This window comes from Streptomyces rhizosphaerihabitans, from assembly GCF_025399795.1.
GTDB classification, from domain to species: domain Bacteria; phylum Actinomycetota; class Actinomycetes; order Streptomycetales; family Streptomycetaceae; genus Streptomyces; species Streptomyces rhizosphaerihabitans.
In genome coordinates this window covers 29,091-45,895 of sequence record NZ_JAODTZ010000024.1, presented here as the reverse complement: position 1 = coordinate 45,895, position 16,805 = coordinate 29,091, and the positions used below count along the sequence as shown (strand labels likewise).

The window sequence follows — 16,805 nt, the reverse complement described above, 5'->3', positions numbered from 1 at the left end:
AGGAAGTCAAGGGGCGTACTCCTCCTCGTGGGGGTGTCCCGTCGGTCCGATCGGTCCCGTGGTCCAGGCCACGACATAGGCCCGTTCGGTCAGTCCGGGCGGGTTGTCGGCGGGCGCGCACCGCACCGCGTAGGCGCGTTCCAGGCGCCCCGAGACGATCAGCTCGTCCCCGGCCGGTGCCGCCTCCAGCACGGCGAAGTCGCGCGGCCGGCCGCCGAAGCCGGTGCCCTCCGCCTTGGCGACCGCCTCCTTGGCGGCCCAGAACCGGGTGAACCACAGCGCCTCGGTACCGGTGCCGGTACCGCCACCGGTGGCGCACAGCGTGCGCAGCAGCCGCTGTTCGTCCGCGCCGAGCGCCGTCGCCATCGCCTGCGGGTCGCGGGCCGTGACCTCCTCGATGTCGATGCCAGGACCGGGAGCGGGCACGTGCGGCCGTACGATCGCCACGCCCGCCTCGGCGCGGTGGGCGAGGGAGATGTCCAGCGGGGGCAGTTCCCGGCCGTGCACCCCGGTGACGTACGGGCGGCCCATGCTGTCGTTGCGCACCCGCAGCTCCGCGGGAAACACCGGGCCCTCGCCGTGGTCCCACAGCCATTGCCGTACGGCGTCCTTGACCGCGATCCGGCCCAGCAACCACTGCCGCCGGCCGCGCGGCGCGTGCCCGGCGTACTCCGGACGCTCCTGTCCGCCCAGCGAGTTGCGCATGATCAGGTCGCGCGACGCCAGATCCGGCCACCGTTCGTGCACCAGTGACCAGCCGCCCGGACGGGCCTCGGACAGGGTGTTGCGCCCGGGGAAGCGCTCCACCGGGCGGGTGTGCGGATCGTTGTCGAACCGGCGGTCCTGCCAGCCGCGCAACTCCGCCCACACCGCGCCCGCCACCGAGAGCTGTACGTCGGCCTCCAGCACGGTGTCGGTGAGCGAGGTGATCCGCACCAGACACGCCACCTTCGTCCCCGGGGCAGGGTGCGGGCCGTGGAAGCGCATCTCCCGCATCCCGACCGGGAACACGACCGTCCGCTCGGAGCGGGTCGCCATGATCCAGTAGCCGAGGATCTGGCCGACGTTGTCCAGCAGGGCGCCGGGCGCCGCCGGGGTGGTGATGATCCCGCGGATGTGCCGCTCGCCGAGCGCGGTGAGTTCGGTGACTCCCTGGAACGCCGGGCCGTGGAACATCCAGCGCTCGCCGTACAGTTGCGCCGCGGTGTGGAGGGGCGCGCGTTCGCTCGCGGGGTCGGTCCGCCAACGGGCGGGCGGCGGGGCCGGGTAGCCGGTGGCGAGTTCGACGGTGGCGCGGGCCCGGGGACCGAAGGACACGGCCAGGCGGTCCGGTGCCACGGGCTCCGCCGCGACCTGTACGTCGACGGCGGGGGTGGCCGTCAGCCACTCCTCGAACCGGGCGCCGTGCACGGCGACCGGCACCTTGCCCGGCGCCGCCCACCGGGCCGCGTCCATCAGGTGGTGCACGATCGTGGTCGCCGGGACGACCGGCCAGCGGTCGGCCACGTCCGGCCAGCCGGCCCGCTGGGGGAAGAAGCAGTGGTCGAGCAGGTACGGCATGGTCTCCGGAGAGACGCGGACGACGGAGGTTCGTACGAGGGTGCCCGTCACCGCGTCGCCGACCGCCGCCTGTGTCTCGGCGACGGGTCTGGAAGCCGGCACGGGGACGGAGACAGGCACGGGAACGGGGGGAGGGGGCGTGGCGGCCGGCCGGCGGGCGGGCCGCGCGGTGATGAGCGCTGCCGCCGTGTCCGCGGTGTCCCGCAGCAGGGCGTCCAGTTCGGCGGCGCCGGGGAACCGGTCGGTGAGCCCACGCAGCGCACCCGGCGCGTACGGGGCGGCGGCGCCAGGTGCTGGGGCGGCCGCCCTCAACTCGGCGCGCAGGTTCGCCAGTTCCGGGCCGTCGAGTGAGATCAGAGCGCCGTCCAGGTCGAGTCGTACGGGGGGCCGCGCCGACAGCGCGCCGCCGTCGCCGGATCCGGATCCGGCTCCTGAAGTGGTGTCCGTACGGGGCCCGGTGGGCAGGGCGGGGGCGACGGCCGCCCCCGCCGTCCACAGCGCGGCCGCCACCCGGCGCAACTGGGCGAGGCCGGTGCGGCGGGGGGAGTTGGCGGCCACGGTCAGATGGTCGCGGTCGCCGAGGGTGTCGCCCACGAGCGACCCGAGCTGCCCGGGGCCCACCTGGACGAAGGCCCGGTGCCCCGCCGCGTACAGGGCCTCGGTCAACTGCCGGAAGCGCACGGGTTCCAGCAGGTGCCGGACGAACAGATCGCGTACCTCCGCCTCCCGTTCGGGGAACGGCGCCGCGGTCGTCCCCGACCACACCGGGACGGTCGCCGGATGCAGCCGGAACCGCTGCGCCGCCTGTCTGATCGGCCCGAGGTAGGGCGCCAGCATCGGTGTGTGGAAGCCGGACCGGAACGGCAGCACCTGGCCGAGCACACCGCGGGCCCGGAACGACCGGACGAAGTCCTCGACCGCGCCGTCCGGCCCGCACACCATCGACTGGCTCGGCGCGTTGTCGTGGGAGAGCACCAGGCCGGCGCCCGTGAACTCCTGTTCCAGGGCGGCCAGTACACGCTCCGCGGGCGCGCCGACGGCACCGAACGCGAGACCCGGCACCGTCACCGTGTCCGGATCGAAGCCCGCCATGAAGGCGTCGACCTCGTCCCCGGAGTACAGCCCGGCCACCGTCATCGCGGTCCACTCGCCGACGCTGTGCCCGGCGACCGCGTCCGGCACGACACCCAGGCGACGCAGCGCCGCGTCGAGAAGGCGTCCGACGGCCACCACGCCGAGGCCGTGCCGGCCCACGTCGCCGACGGGGTCGCCCCCGGGCGTCGCCCGGGGCAGTCCGAAGTGCGCGGCCACGTCGTCGACGCGCGCGGAGAACTCGCTCTCCAGACCGGGGAAGACGAAGACGAGCTTGCCGTGTCCGGGACCGAGCAGGGGGCCGGGCCGGAACCAGACGTCGCCCCGGCCGTGCCAGGCGCGGCCCCGGCCGACCGCCCGGCGGGCCAGGGCCAGCCGTTTCGCGGTCGGGTCGACGATGCCGAGCCGGGCCCGGCCCGCGGCCGGATGGGGAAGCGCGGGGTCGAGTCCGGCGGCGCGTACCGCGGCGTCGTCGGTGTCCAGCAGGGCGGCGAGCGGTTCCGGACCGTCCGCGGCGAGCAGCAGGACCCGCTCGGGCTCGGCGACCCGCACGGCCGGGCGCCCGGTTGCCGGAGCGGGCGCCGTCGTGACGGGCGCCGGTGCCTCCTCCAGCACCACGTGCGCGTTGATCCCGCCGAAACCGAAGGCGTTCACGGCGGCCCGGCGCACCGGGTGACCGGGCGAGACCTCCCAGGGGACGGCCTTCTCCAGCGTACGGAAGCGGGTCGCGGCCAGCGCCGGATGCGGGTCGTCGCAGTGCAGGGTCGGCAGCAGCGTCGCGTGGTGCACCGCGAGGGCGGCCTTGACCAGTCCGGCCACCCCGGCGGCGGGCATGGTGTGCCCGATCATCGACTTCACCGAGCCGATCACCGCGCGCTCTCCGCCGGATCTTCCGGCCGGGCCGAACACCGCGCCGAGCGTGGCCAGTTCGGCCGCGTCGCCGGCCGGGGTCGCGGTGCCGTGTGCCTCCAGCAGGCCGACCGAGCCGGGCGCGGCCGGGTCGAGTCCGGCGGCGAGCCATGCCTGCCGCACGGCACTCGCCTGACCGCCGGGATCGGGGTTGACCAGGCCGGCGGCCCGGCCGTCGCTCGCCACCCCGGTGCCCCGGATCACCGCGTAGATCCGGTCGCCGTCGCGCCGGGCGTCGGCCAGCCGCTTCAGTACGACGACCCCGGTGCCCTCGCCGACGAGGAGGCCGTCGGCGTCCCGGTGGAACGGGCGGATGCGCTCGCTGGGGGAGAGGGCGCGCAGTTGGGAGAAGACGCTCCACAGGGTGATGTCGTGGCAGTGGTGGACGCCTCCGGCGAGCATCAGGTCGCAGCGCTCCGAGGAGAGTTCGCCCACCGCCTGGTCGACCGCGACCAGTGACGAGGCGCAGGCGGCGTCCACGGTGTAGGCGGGGCCGCGCAGGTCGAGCCGGTTGGCCACCCGGGAGGCGGCCAGGTTGGGCACCAGGCCGATCGCCGACTCGGGGCTGTCGGGGCCGAGCCGGTCGGTGAACGCCGTTCGCACGCGCTGTAGTTGACTGTCCGTCAACTCCGGTAACAGCTCGCCCAGGGTGCGCACCAGTTGCCCGGCCGTGCGCACCCGCTGGTCGAGCCGGACCAGGCCCGGGGTGAGGTAGCCGCCCCGGCCGAGAACGACACCGACGCGCCGCCGGTCGGGAAGCCGGTCCGGGCCGCCCGCGTCCGCGAGGGCCGCGGCGGCCACGTGCAGCGCGATGAGCTGGTCGGGCTCGGTACCGGCCACCGAGTTCGGCATGATCCCGAACCGGGTCACCTCCACCTCGGCCAGTGCGTCCACGAACCCGCCCCTGCGGCAGTACACCTGGTCGGCGACGGCCGGCGCGGACGCGGTGCCGGGGCGGTAGTACCCGGCGTCCCAACGCCCCTGCGGCACCTCTCCGATCGCGTCCACGCCGTCCCGCAGGTTCTGCCAGTACGCCTCCAGATCCCGGGCCCCCGGCATCAGCACCGCCATGCCGACGATGGCGACCGGAACCTGCCGCCGCGTCACCGGCTCTTCCGCCGCACCCGCCGTCCGATCCCGCTCCTGGCCCGTCCCGGAGACTTTCGCCCGGTGTGTCACCGGACCCGCCGCGGGATCCGTCACCGAACCCCTCACCAGCCCGAAGCGGTGTAGACGACGGCCGTGGTCGACGGGTCGCCCCAGGCGAGTTCACGCAGCAGGGCCGCGGTGCCTTCCTCGGGGTCGATCAGGCCGATGCCCCGGCGGCCGTAGGCGCGGGCCAGCTCCGGCCCGACCATGCCGCCGTGCCGGGCGGCGGGCGCCCAGGGTCCCCAGTGCACGGTCAGTGCCCGGTGCCCGGTGCGGGCGGCCCAGGCCGAGCCGAGGGTCTGGAGCGCGTCGTTGGCCGCCGCGTAGTCCGCCTGGCCCCGGTTGCCGAGGACGCCGGAGATGCTGCCGAACAGCACACTGAACGCCGGTCCGTCGGGCAGTTCCTCCAGCGCGGTGAGCAGGGCGTCGGCGCCGGTCGCCTTCGTGCCGTAGACCCGCTGGAAGGACTCGGGGGTCTTCTCGGCGATGATCCGGTCCTCGATCACCCCGGCCGCGTAGACGACACCGTCGAGGCGGCCGTGCTCGGCGTGGATGTCCTTCACCGCCTGGAGCACCGCCTCCGGCTCCCGGAAGTCGACGCAGCGGTAGCGGACTTCGCTTCCGAGCGCCCTGAGCTCCGTCAGCGTCGTGGTGATCTCCCGCTGGGAGAGGAGGAGTTCGGCGGCCTGGTTGATCGCCGCCGGTCTCGTCCCGCCGCGGGCGGCGAGCGCCGTGCGCAGTTCGGCCGGGGTGCGGGCGGCGGCCGTGTCCGGGTCCTCCGGGCCGTCCGGCGCGGGCGTCCTGCCGAGCAGTTCGAGCCGGCACCGGCCGGCGGCGGCGATGGCCGCGGCGCACTGCGCGGTGATGCCGCGTGCCCCGCCGGCCAGCAGGACCACCGCGTCCCGGTCCAGGCCGAGCGCGGCGGCTTCGGCCGCACCGGCACCGGCCGGGCCCGCGCCGGTGCCGCCGAGGATCCCCAGCGGTGACTCGACGAGCTCCAGGCCGAACCGGCCCTCCGGCCGGCGCAGGACGACCGGGGCGAGGCCGGGCGCGCACAGCTCGTCGACCAGCGCGTCCGCGAGCAGCAGTGCATCCGCGGCGGTCAGCGTGTCCGCGACGGCCGACGTGGTCACCACCTCCACCGTCCGCGCGACCGTCGACGGGTACTCGCGTGCCACGGTGCGGAAGAAGCCGCGCAGCCCCGCGGCCGCCGTGTCCGGCGTGTCCCCGCCCACGGCCCGCAGGGCCAGCAGCCGGTGCGGTCCCAGGGCGAGGGCGGCCTTCAGGACGGGGAACGCGTCCGGAAGCACCGGCGCGCCACCCGTGACGAGGTAAAGGACCCCGTCCATCCGGCCGTCCTCCCGGGTGAGCAGATGCTCCCGGTCGCGTACGACGACGTCGGCGCCGTACGAGGCGAGCCGGGCGCCGATCTCGGGGGCGTCGCCGAGGACGGCCCACCGCGTCCCGGACAGTACGGCCGCCGGATCCGCGGCGCCGCCCTCCTGCCCGAGGGGCACCGACCGCAGCAGGTACCGCTTGGGCGCCTCGCCGCCCACCGTCGCGGCGTTCACCGCATCGCCGTTCACCGCTTGGCCGTTCACAGCTTCGCTGTTCGCCGCGCGCACGGTCTCGACCGTCCCGGACGCCTCCGATGCCTCGAACACCTCGAACGCCTCAGCCGGCTCGGTAGCCGCAGAGGCCTCGGCCGTGTCGGCCGCCGGGATCGTCCCGGCGTCCTCGGCGGGAAGCGTGGTCGGCTCGGCGGGGCCGGAGAGCCGCGCGGTCAGCCAGTCGGTCACCGCGGCGGCCGTCCGTGCCTTCGCGAGATCCTCCAACTCGGCGTCGTCGAGACCGGTGAGGTCGGCGCCGTCCCCGGCGCCGAGGCGCCGGGCCAGTTCACCGGCTATCTCGGCCCGCTTGATGGAGTCGATGCTGAGGTCGGCCTCCAGGTCGAGATCGGGCTCGATCATGTCGAGGGGATAGCCGGTCCGCTCGCTGATGATCTCCAGGACCACCTGCTGGACGTCGACGTCCCGAACCGATGCCGACCCGGTGGCGGGTGCCTGGTCGGCCGACGGCCCCGTGGCCCGGAATAGTGGTGACATCGTCGGCTCCGCCTGGGGCGCGGCGGCCGTCGCGTCCCGCGGTGACGGCGGGGCGACGGGCGCGGGTGGCGCGGCCGTCCGTTCCCCGGCCACCGCTCCGAGGTAGGTCATCAGCACGTCACGCTGGGCGGCGACCATCTCGCGGCTGGTGCGCAGGAATTCGGTGATCAGCGCGTCCTGGGCGTCTTGGCGGTCCTGGTAGTACATGCCGTTGCTGCCGTTGCTGCCGTGGCGGCCGTCCTGGTCGGACGGGACCGCGTGCGGGGGGTTCGTCGGCACAGTCGTCTCCACGACTCGTCGGGCCGGTGCGAGCGCACCGGGAAGGAGGTCTCCGGCGGCGGTGCGTACCAACTGTCCGTCGACCGTCCAGCCGGGCCGCTTCGGCACCGGCGTGCGCACCGCGTCGACGGCGTCGCGGCCCCGCAGCAGCCAGCCGGTGCGCACCGGCAGCCCGGCGACGGCCAGTCGGGCCAGGGCGTCCAGCCAGCCGCGCAGGCCGCTGTCCGGGCGCGGCTCACAGGCGGCCGTCCGGTGCGGCCGGTCGCCGAGGATCTGTCCGACCAGCCCGGTCAGCACGGATCCGGGGCCGGCCTCGACGAAGATCCGCGCGCCCGCCTCGTACATCGCCTCGATCTGCTCGACGAACCCGACCGGGGCGCCGATCTGCGCGGCGAGCTCGGCTCGTACCGCGTCCGGGTCGGCGGCGTACGGCGTCGCGGTGCGGTTGGCCCACACCGGGAACTCCGGCGCGCGCACCGGACGGGCCGCGAGCGCCTCGGCGAACCGGGCGCCCGCACCGGCCACCAGAGGGCTGTGGAAGGCGCAGGCCACGGGGATGCGCCGGGCGTCGTACCCGGCCTCGCGGAGCAGACGCACGGCGTCCGTGACGTCGTCGGACGGGCCGGATATCACCGTCTGGCGGGGCGCGTTGCGGTTGGCGACGACCACGGCGGCCGGGGCCTCCACAGCTCGGAGGGCCCCCACGACCTCCGCCGCGCCGGCCGTGACCGCGGCCATGGTCCCCGGGTCCGCTCCGCGGTCCGCCCCGGCGGCCGCGAGGATGGCCGCCGCCCGTTCGGAGCTGAGCGCGAGCAGCGTCTCGGGGCTCAGGGCGCCCGCCGCGCTCAGGGCGACCAGTTCGCCGTAACTGTGCCCGGCGGCCATGTCGGGCCGCACCCCGGCCGTGGTGAGCAGGGCGTGGGCGGCGAGTCCGGTGATGCCGAGCGCGGGCTGTGCGGCCCGGGTGTCGGTGAGCGCCGCCCGCTGCCGGTCGCGTGCGCCGTCGTCGAAGGCGGCGGGCGGGTACAGCCGGCCGGCGTGGTCGGCGCCGAGTTCGAGGTAGTGGCGCAGCTCGGGGAAGGCGACGAACAGGTCGGCGAGCATTCCGGGGCGCTGGCTGCCCTGACCGGGAAAGAGGAAGGCGACCTTGCCCTCGGCCGGGCCCTGGGCGAGATGGACGCCGTGCGCCGGATCGTGCTCCCCGGCCAGCGCCTGCCGCAGCCGCCCGGTCAGTTCGTCCACATGCGCGGCCACGACCGCCACCCGCGCCGGATCCGGACAGACATCGGCCCGGCGGGCCGCGCTCAGCGCCAGGTCGCGCAGCCGCCACGGCCGACCGTCGGCCTCGGCGGCCCCGAGTAACTCCTCGACGGCCCGGTGTGCCGCCGCCGTGTCCCGGCCCCGGAACACGAACAGTTCGGCGGGCCATTCGTCCAGCGCCTGCGCCGGTGCCGCGCCGTCCGCGTACGCGCCGAGCACCACATGGAAGTTGGTGCCGCCGAAGCCGAACGCGCTGACACCGGCGAGCCGTTGCGGGGCAGGAGCCGCCCAGGGCCGGGCCCGGGCGTGGAAGGCGAACGGGCTGCTCTCCTCGTCCCAGGCGGCGTTGGGGTGCTCCAGATGCAAGGTGGGCGGCCGGACGCCGGTGTACAGCGCCAGGGTCGCCTTGATCAACCCGGCCAGCCCGGCGGCACACTTGGTGTGCCCGATCTGCGACTTGACCGAACCGAGCACACAGCTCCCCGGCTTGGCCCCGGCCTTGCCGAACACCTCGCCCAGGACGGTCAGTTCGGTCCGGTCGCCGACCACGGTCCCGGTTCCGTGCGCCTCGACGAGACCGACGGCGGCCGGTGACACCCCCGCGTTGCGGTAGGCCCGCTCCAGCGCCGAGCGCTGCCCCTCGGGGCGGGGCGCGGTCAGGCCCAGGGAGCGGCCGTCGCTGGAACTGCCGAGGCCCTTGATCACGCCGTAGATCCGGTCGCCGTCCCGCTCGGCGTCCGCGAGCCGCTTCAGGACGACGCAGGCGACGCCCTCGCCGAGCGCGATGCCGTCCGCCGAGCCGTCGAAGGAGCGGGAGCGCCCGGTGGGGGAGAGCGCGTGCACCGAGGAGAACAGGACGTAGTCGTTGATGCCGTTGTGCAGGTCGGCGCCACCGCACAGCACCACATCGCTGGTGCCGCCGACGAGTTCCTTGCACGCGACGTCCACCGCGGCCAGGGAGGAGGCGCAGGCGGCGTCGACGGTGAAGTTGGCGCCGCCGAGGTCCAGCCGGTTGGCGATCCGGCCGGAGATCACATTGGCGAGCATGCCGGGGAAGGAGTCCTCGGTCAGCCGGGGCAACTGGCCGTCGAGGCCCTCGGGGACGCGCCCGTGGTACGACGGGAGCACGGCGCGCAGCGTGGCCGCGTTGGACAGGTCGCTGCCCGCCTCCGCACCGAACACCACCGAGGTCCGGGAACGGTCGAACTCCCGTCCCCCGTCGCCGTATCCGGCGTCGTCCAGGGCGCGCCGGGCGGCCTCCAGGGACAATAACTGGACCGGCTCGATGCTGCCGAGCGACGTCGGCGGGATGCCGTAGCGCAGCGGGTCGAAGGGGATACGGGGCAGGAAGCCGCCCCACTTGGAGGGGACGGCACCGCCGGAGGGGGCGGCCCCGTCGTCGCCCCGCCCGTAGTGCACGGCCGGGTCCCAGCGCTCGGGCGGGACCTCACCGACCGCGTCCCGGCCGCCGACGACGTTCGCCCAGAAGGCGGGAAGGTCGGGCGCCTGCGGGAACATACAGGCCATCCCGACGACCGCGATGTCCAACGGAGGGGGCACCACAGGTTCCCGGGTCCCGGCCCCGCCCGGCCGCTCGCCCAGCCGGTCGCGCAGCCCCACCGCCCGCCGCGTGAGGAAGCCGGCGGCCCCGGAGGTCACCGACTCGTGCAGCGCCGCGACGGTGGTGGTGGCCGAGCGCAGCACGGCCACCTCCCCGGCCATGAACATGCCGTCGGTGAGCTGGCGCGCCTCGCCGACCGGCCTGAGCGCCCCGCCGCCGTCCCGTTCCACGCCCTTGCTCGCGAGGCGCAGCCGCCCGATGTTGAGCTGCTCCAGTTCCTCCCAGATCCGCCGGTCGGCCACGCCCGCGGACCGCAGCCGACCCTCGTGCTCGCGGTACCCCTCGGTGAACGAGCTCGGCAGGCAGCGGGTGGCGTGGCCGGGGGCGGTCTCCAGGAGCGTGGTCCGCTCGGCGGCCCGCACCTGGCGCTGGAAGAGCGGCTGGATCGCGCCGCGCGCGACCGCCTCCTCGGTGAACAGGTACGCGGTGCCCATGAGGACCCCGACGGCGGCCCCGTGCGAGGTCAGCGGGGCCGCGAGCGCGGCGACCATCGCCGCCGAGCGCTCGTCGTGGACACCGCCCGCGAAGAACACCTCCAGCGCCTCCGCCGTGTTCCCGCCGTACCCGTCGCCCGCATCCTCGTTGCCGCCCTTGCCGCCCTTGCCGCCCTTGCCGCCCTTGCCGCCCTTGCCGCTCTTGTCGGCCGCGTCGTCCAGGAAGTCCTCCAGGACCGCGAGTTGCGCCTCCCAGAGCGGGAAACTGCCGCGCGGACCGACGTGCCCGCCGCACTCGGAACCCTCGAACACGAACCGGCGGGCCCCGGCCTCCAGGAACTGCCGTAACAGCCCCGGCGAGGGCACGTGCAGGAAGGTGCGGATCCCGTCCCGCTCCAGCGCCTGTGCCTGGGAAGGCCGCCCGCCCGCGATGACGGCGTGCGTCGGCCGCAGCTCCCGTACCGCCTCCAACTGGGCGGCACGCACCTCCTCCGGCGCGAAGCCGAGCACGCCGACGCCCCAGGGCCGCCCGGCCATGGCGGCCCGGGTCTCGGTCAGCATCGCCCGGGTGCGCGCGCCGTCCGCCAGCGCCAGCGCGAGAAACGGCAGCGCGCCGTCCTCGGCGACCGCCGCCGCGAACTCGGCGCGGTCGCTGACCCGGGTCATCGGTCCCTGCGCGACGGGCAGCCGGGTGCCGAGTGCCCGGCTCATCGGGGAGCCCGTGCCCAGTGCTCCGGCGGCCGTGTCGTCGCGTACGACGTCGCGCACCGCGTCCGTCAGAGCGCGCACCGTCCGACGCACATCCCCCCAGCGCCGCGCGAACCGGGCGGCGAGGAAGCCGTCCTGACCCACCGGCAGCAACTGGGTACGCGGATCCTGTGCGCCCAGTGCCGCCGCCACCGTCTCCGGGTCGGTCCCGGCGATGCGCGGCGCGTCCGGGCCCCGCCGGAGCAGCACCCGGTGACCCGCCAGCACCGTGGTCTCCGAACCGTCCAGGGGCCGCAGTTGCGCCGCGGCCGCCTCCGGCAGGGAGGACTCGGCCAGCAGCGCGAGCTGGCTGTCCAGCACCACCCCGGCCGCCCCGCCGGCCATCGCTGCCGCCGCCGTCCGGGGGCCGATTCCGCCACAGGCCCAGACCGGGAGCGGCACGTCGGGCGCGGCGAGCAGCCGCTGGAGCAGGACGAAGGTGCTCAACTCCCCGACCCGGCCGCCGCATTCGCTGCCGCGGGCGATCAGCCCGTACGCCCCGGCGAGCACCGCGTCTCGCGCCCCGTCGAGGTCCGTGACCTCGACCAGCACACGGTGGTCGGCGGTCAGGTGGCCGGCCTGCCAGGGCGCGTCGACCGCGAGGACCACCGTGTCCGGCCGACCGGCGTCACCGGTCCCCGGCACGAGGTCGGCGGGGTCCAGCCGGCAGCGGGCGCCGATCCGCACCCCGAACGGGCCCGGTGCCAGGCGGTGCAGGCGTTCCAGCGCGTCACGGGATCTTCGGTCCCCGTCGCCCAGGTCGAGAACGCCGAGCCCGCCGGCCCGGCACACCGCCGCGGCGAGCCGGGCGTCGGGTTCGCCGAACGGGGTGATGCCGATGATCATGTCCTCGGAACGCACAGCAGACGTCATGATTCTCCGAATCAAGCTGAGACTGCATGGTGGGGGATGCGGTACGACAACGATGGCGGCGCGTCGGATTCCAGCGGGACCTGCGGAAACCCGGGAACATCGGTCTATTGAGCCTGCTCGAAACGCGTTGAAAGGTAGCCCTGTTGTTACTGGCTGGTCAATGTTGAACCAGTGGGACGGTGTGCGGGCGCATTGATTCGGTCAACCGTGGACGCCGGAAGAGGTGCCGGGATTCGGATCAATTCCTTGATGGTGGGGTCTCGTTCACTCCCCTCGCACATCATCGAAACGCCAATAGGTGAATGAGGAACTTTCTCTGGTGCGGCATGTCCGAATCCGGGCGCACTTTCCCTTCGGGCGGCGGACACAGGAAATTCCATGTGTCGATCTTGAAGTGGCCGGGAAGGATGCGTGCAGGGTTTCGCGAGCGTCGTACGGGTGTCGCACGGCCTCTTGCGGACGCCGTACGCGCGGAGGTCGGGCGTACGGCGGGGTCCCGGCCTGGCGGCGCGCACCGGCTGCCGGGTGTTTCCGCGGGCCTCGCCGCTCACGCGCTGTGCCGCCCGCCTGATCGACTCCAGGGAACTCGACAAGCAGCCCCTCGCCCTAAAGGAGCGTTTTGTTCCGCCGAGGTTGTTTGGCGTCGATTCGCAGACCGAGTCGGTATGGGGCTCTCGGGGCAGACGTGCCTGACGCGGGCAAGGGATTCGTGTCGTCGTTCGGCGACCCGTTTCGTTGCGTTCGCTCCTGTCTGATTCCAGCGCGCCCCCGGTTGACCTCGTTTGCGCACTGGGGAGGCGGCCTGCTCGACGGTACTACCGGAACATGACGCGACATCGCCCGTATCCCGGCGACCTCTCCGATGCACGCTGGGAACTGATCGGGCCCACGCTCACCACCAGGCGGGCCGAGCGCAGAGGCAAGGGTCTCGACATCGGTCGCCCGCCTGAGCATGACCTGCGCCGCCTCATGGACGCCATCCCCTACGTCGACCGCACCGGCATTGCCTGGCGTTACCTGCCTCACGACTTCCCGCCGTGGGAGACGGTCTACGGCTACTTCGCCGCCTGGCAGAAGGAAGGCGTCTTCGACCAACTCAACGGCCTTCTGTGTCGCCTGGTCCGGGAAGCCGAAGGCCGCGACGGCGAGCCAACCGCCTGCGTGCTGGACGCGCAGAGTGTGAAGACCTCCGCGAACGTCCCCGCGATCAGCCAGGGCATCGATGCCGGCGCGACACCTGAACCTCGAACCAAACAACCCTGCCGGGACAAAACGCTCTTTTATGCGCAAGGCCGGCAAGGTCCCATGCCGCGACGCTCCCTGATGTGCCGGCCTTCCGGCCGGGCGGAGGCCCCGGGACGTCCACGTCGCCGCCTTGGCGCCTGCGCTGTGGGGACCAGTTGGGGACCGCACGGTGTCCGCGCACTTGAACGGCGCGCACATCAACGCACGTCATGCACTCCGACTTCGTGTTGCATGTATGGATAAAAGGGGTAACCCGTACTCCTGGGGGTCAAGGGGTCGCAGGTTCAAATCCTGTCGTCCCGACTGTTGAAGTCGTGGCCGGAGGCCGTATCGGAATTCCGATACGGCCTCCGGCTGTTTCATGTGTCCCTCCGGGGACAGCGGTCGGCCGTGCGGCCGGGCGATGTCCCGGGACCGGCCGGAAATGGCAGGTCAGGCCTGGTCCAGGAGGGCGACCAGGGCCTTCCGCAGTGCCGTCCGGGGGTCCTTGGACGACCCCTCGGACCGCCAGGCGACGAAGCCGTCGGGGCGGACCAGCACCGCACCGTCCGCGGAGACACCGTGGACCTCCGCCCAGTCCGTGTCGCCCGCGGGGACCAGGTCCGCCTCGGGTCCGCCGCCGATCCGGTACGAGTCGAGCGGGACGGACAGCTGCCGGGCCGTGTCCTTCGCCGCCGCGTGCCACGCACCGGCGCCGTCCGCCGAGCTCAGCAGCACCATGGAACGCTCGTACAGATCGAGGCTGGAGATCCGGGCACCGGCGCGGGTCAGCCACAGGTGCGGCGCCCGGCTTCCCGGTTCGCCCGTCAGCCGCACGCCCTCGGGCACGACCGGAGCGGCCGGATCGGCGCCGAGGACCGCGCCCCTCGGGTAGCGGTAGGCGAGCGCCACGTTGAGGATCCCGCCCTTCCTGCCGCCGGGGCCTCCCTGCCCGCCCCGGCCACCGGCTCCGGGCTCCGGGGTGTACCCCGGGTGGCTGTGCTCGACCGAACGCGACGAGGCGCGTGCGCTCGTCGCCTCCGCCACCGGTCGGCGCTCGGCGTCGTACGACTTCAGCAGGCCCGGGCCGGCCCAGCCGCCCAGCACCGCGGACAGCTTCCAGGCGAGGTTGTGCGCGTCCTGGATACCGGTGTTGGAGCCGAACGCCCCCGTGGGGGACATCTCGTGGGCCGAGTCGCCGGCCAGGAACACCCGTCCCTGCGCGTACCGTTCGGCGACCCGCTCGGCCGCGTGCCACGCCGCCCGGCCGGTGATCTCCACATCGAGATCCGGCACACCGATGGCCCGCCGGATGTGCTCCACGCAGCGCTCGTCGGTGAACTCCTCCAGGGTTTCCCCGTGTTCGGGGTGCCAGGGCGCGTGGAAGACCCAGTGCTCCTTGTTGTCCACGGGCAGCAGAGCCCCGTCGGCCTCCGGATCGGTCAGATAGCAGACGATGAACCTCCGGTCACCGACGACGTCCGCGAGGCCGCGGGAGGTGAACGTGAGGCTCACGTTGTGGAACAGGTCGCCCGGACCCGTCCGCCCGATGCGGAGCGTGTCGCGGACGGGGCTGCGCGGACCGTCCGCCGCGACGAGGTAGTCCGCGCGGATCGTGGTGTGCTCGCCGGTCTCCCGGCTCTTGACCTTCGCCGTCACTCCTTCGGAGTCCTGCTCGAACGACATCAGCTCCGTGGAGAACCGCAGGTCCGCACCCAGCTCCCGGGCGCTCTCCAGCAGCACCGGCTCGAGGTCGTTCTGGCTGCACAGGCACCACGCGCCCGGGCTGAAGCGGGCCAGGCCGCCGCCGGGGTCGATCTCCTTGAACAGCCACTCCCCGGCGTCGCCCACCAGGGTCGGCGTCTGGAGGATGCCGTGGTTGTCCGCGAGGACCGAGGCGGCCTCCTCGATGCGCCGCTGCACCCCGGCGACCCGGAAGATCTCCATGGTGCGCACATTGTTGCCACGTCCGCGCGGGTGGATCGAGGTACCCGCGTGGCGCTCGACCAGGATGTGCGGCACTCCGAGGCGTCCCAGGAACAGCGAGGTGGACAGGCCCACCAGAGAGCCGCCGACGATCAGGACGGGCGTGTGGTGACCGATGTCTCCGGCGTCTTCGAATCGGTTCATTGACTGCCTCCAGCGTCGCCGGCGACGCCGGCGGCGTGAGTGAGGAATGGGGATGGAGATTCCATGCCCTTTGCGGACCGGTTCGCACGGCAGGGGCACCCGGATGGCGCGCGGTTCACTCGTCCGACCCGTGGGACTCGCGGAGTTCCCGCCTCGCGTCAACGATCAGTTCATGGCGGCCCCGGCGTTTCGGACACCGCGGTCGTTCCCGACTTCCGTGACGAAGAGGAGAGGTGTGCCGCAATGACAGTCTCGGGACGTATCTCGCAGTCGGCGTTCGACGGCTCAAGGCTTCGGGTGATCCTGCTGCTCGACCTGTACGAAGGCGCTCAGCAGCAGTTCCTCGACGCGTACGAACTCATGCGCAACCAGGTCGCCTCGGTCCCCGGTCACCTCAGTGACCAGCTCTGCCAGTCGATCGAGAACCCCTCGCAGTGGCTCATCACCAGCGAGTGGGAGAGCGCCCCGCCCTTCCTCGCCTGGGTGAACAGCGAGGAGCACGTCGAAACCGTCAGGCCGATGCACAGCTGCGTCCGGGACACCCGGTCGATGCGCTACAGCATCCTCCGCGAGACCAGCCCCACCGAGCCGCTCACCCCGGAGTCGGCCAGGACGGCCCGGCAGGTCGAGGCCCGCGTCGGCGACGGTGTGGCGCGCCACGCCCTCACCTTCACCGTCAAACCCGGATCCGAGTCGAAGGTCGCGGAGATCCTGGCCGGGTACCAGTCGCCGCAGGCCCAGGTCGACGACAAGACCCGGCTGCGCCGCACCTCGCTGTTCATGCACGGCAACCGCGTCGTGCGGGCCGTGGAGGTGGAGGGCGACCTCCTCGCGGCACTGCGCCACGTATCGCGCCAGCCGGAGGTGAGGGCGGTCGAGGAGGCCATCAACCCCTATCTGGAGCAGGACCGGGACCTGAGCGACGCCGACTCGGCGCGGGTCTTCTTCACCCGTGCGGCGCTCCCGGCGGTGCACCACGTGGTCTCCGGCCGCAAGGAACCCGCGAAGCTGCGCCGGCACGCGCTGTACTACCCGGCCCGGCAAGGCTGCGGAATGGAACTGGCCCGGCTGCTCGCCCACCAGGACCAGGCCGCGGCCGCCGACAAGGACAGCCCGGTGTACAGCAGCACCGTGTTCCAGCGCGACGACATCGTGGTGCGGCTCATCGACATCGTCGGCGAGCTCGACGTCGACCCCGTCGCCTCCCTCGGCCTCAAGGGCGCCAAGAAGGCCGCGGAGCTGGAGCGCCTCCTCGACGGTGCCGCGATCGGCGTCGAAGGCTCCCTGGGGACGGAACGCAACATCAACCGCCTCCTGTCGCACGCCGACATGCTGCCGATCACCGACCGAAGCTCGGCGGGCTCCTGACGGACCGCCGCAGCCCGCGTCCCCGGACGTCCCACCCGACGTCCTCGCCACACC

General features: G+C 73.7%; 4 protein-coding genes and 1 pseudogene. 2 read left to right on the top strand and 3 right to left on the bottom strand.

Translation table 11 applies throughout. The annotated features are described in order from the left end of the window. Positions 1-6: 6 nt before the first annotated feature. Together N4G66_RS23545 and N4G66_RS23540 are read right to left on the bottom strand one after the other, a co-directional pair. The gene (locus N4G66_RS23545; RefSeq protein WP_391858870.1) at positions 7-4,632 is read right to left on the bottom strand and encodes a beta-ketoacyl synthase N-terminal-like domain-containing protein; all 4,626 of its coding nucleotides are present in this window, start codon (positions 4,630-4,632) and stop codon (positions 7-9) included. A gap of 140 nt (positions 4,633-4,772) precedes the next feature. Then, a complete protein-coding gene (locus N4G66_RS23540; protein ID WP_261706155.1) occupies positions 4,773-12,029 on the bottom strand; it encodes a type I polyketide synthase in 7,257 nt (2,418 codons plus the stop codon). Positions 12,030-12,854: 825 nt separating this feature from the next. Here N4G66_RS23540 and N4G66_RS23535 point away from each other — a divergent pair. Further along, a pseudogene (locus tag N4G66_RS23535) lies at positions 12,855-13,256 on the top strand (transposase); the annotation flags it as partial. A 450-nt stretch (positions 13,257-13,706) separates the two neighbouring features. Here N4G66_RS23535 and N4G66_RS23530 read toward each other — a convergent pair. Beyond that, the gene (locus tag N4G66_RS23530) at positions 13,707-15,383 is read right to left on the bottom strand and encodes an FAD-dependent oxidoreductase (protein ID WP_261706154.1); all 1,677 of its coding nucleotides are present in this window, start codon (positions 15,381-15,383) and stop codon (positions 13,707-13,709) included. Between the two features lie 243 nt (positions 15,384-15,626). On the opposite strand from N4G66_RS23530, the gene N4G66_RS23525 reads away from it, so the two are divergent. Further along, entirely contained in the window at positions 15,627-16,751 is a 1,125-nt protein-coding gene (locus N4G66_RS23525; protein ID WP_261706153.1) for a SchA/CurD-like domain-containing protein, read from the top strand. Positions 16,752-16,805 lie beyond the last annotated feature (54 nt).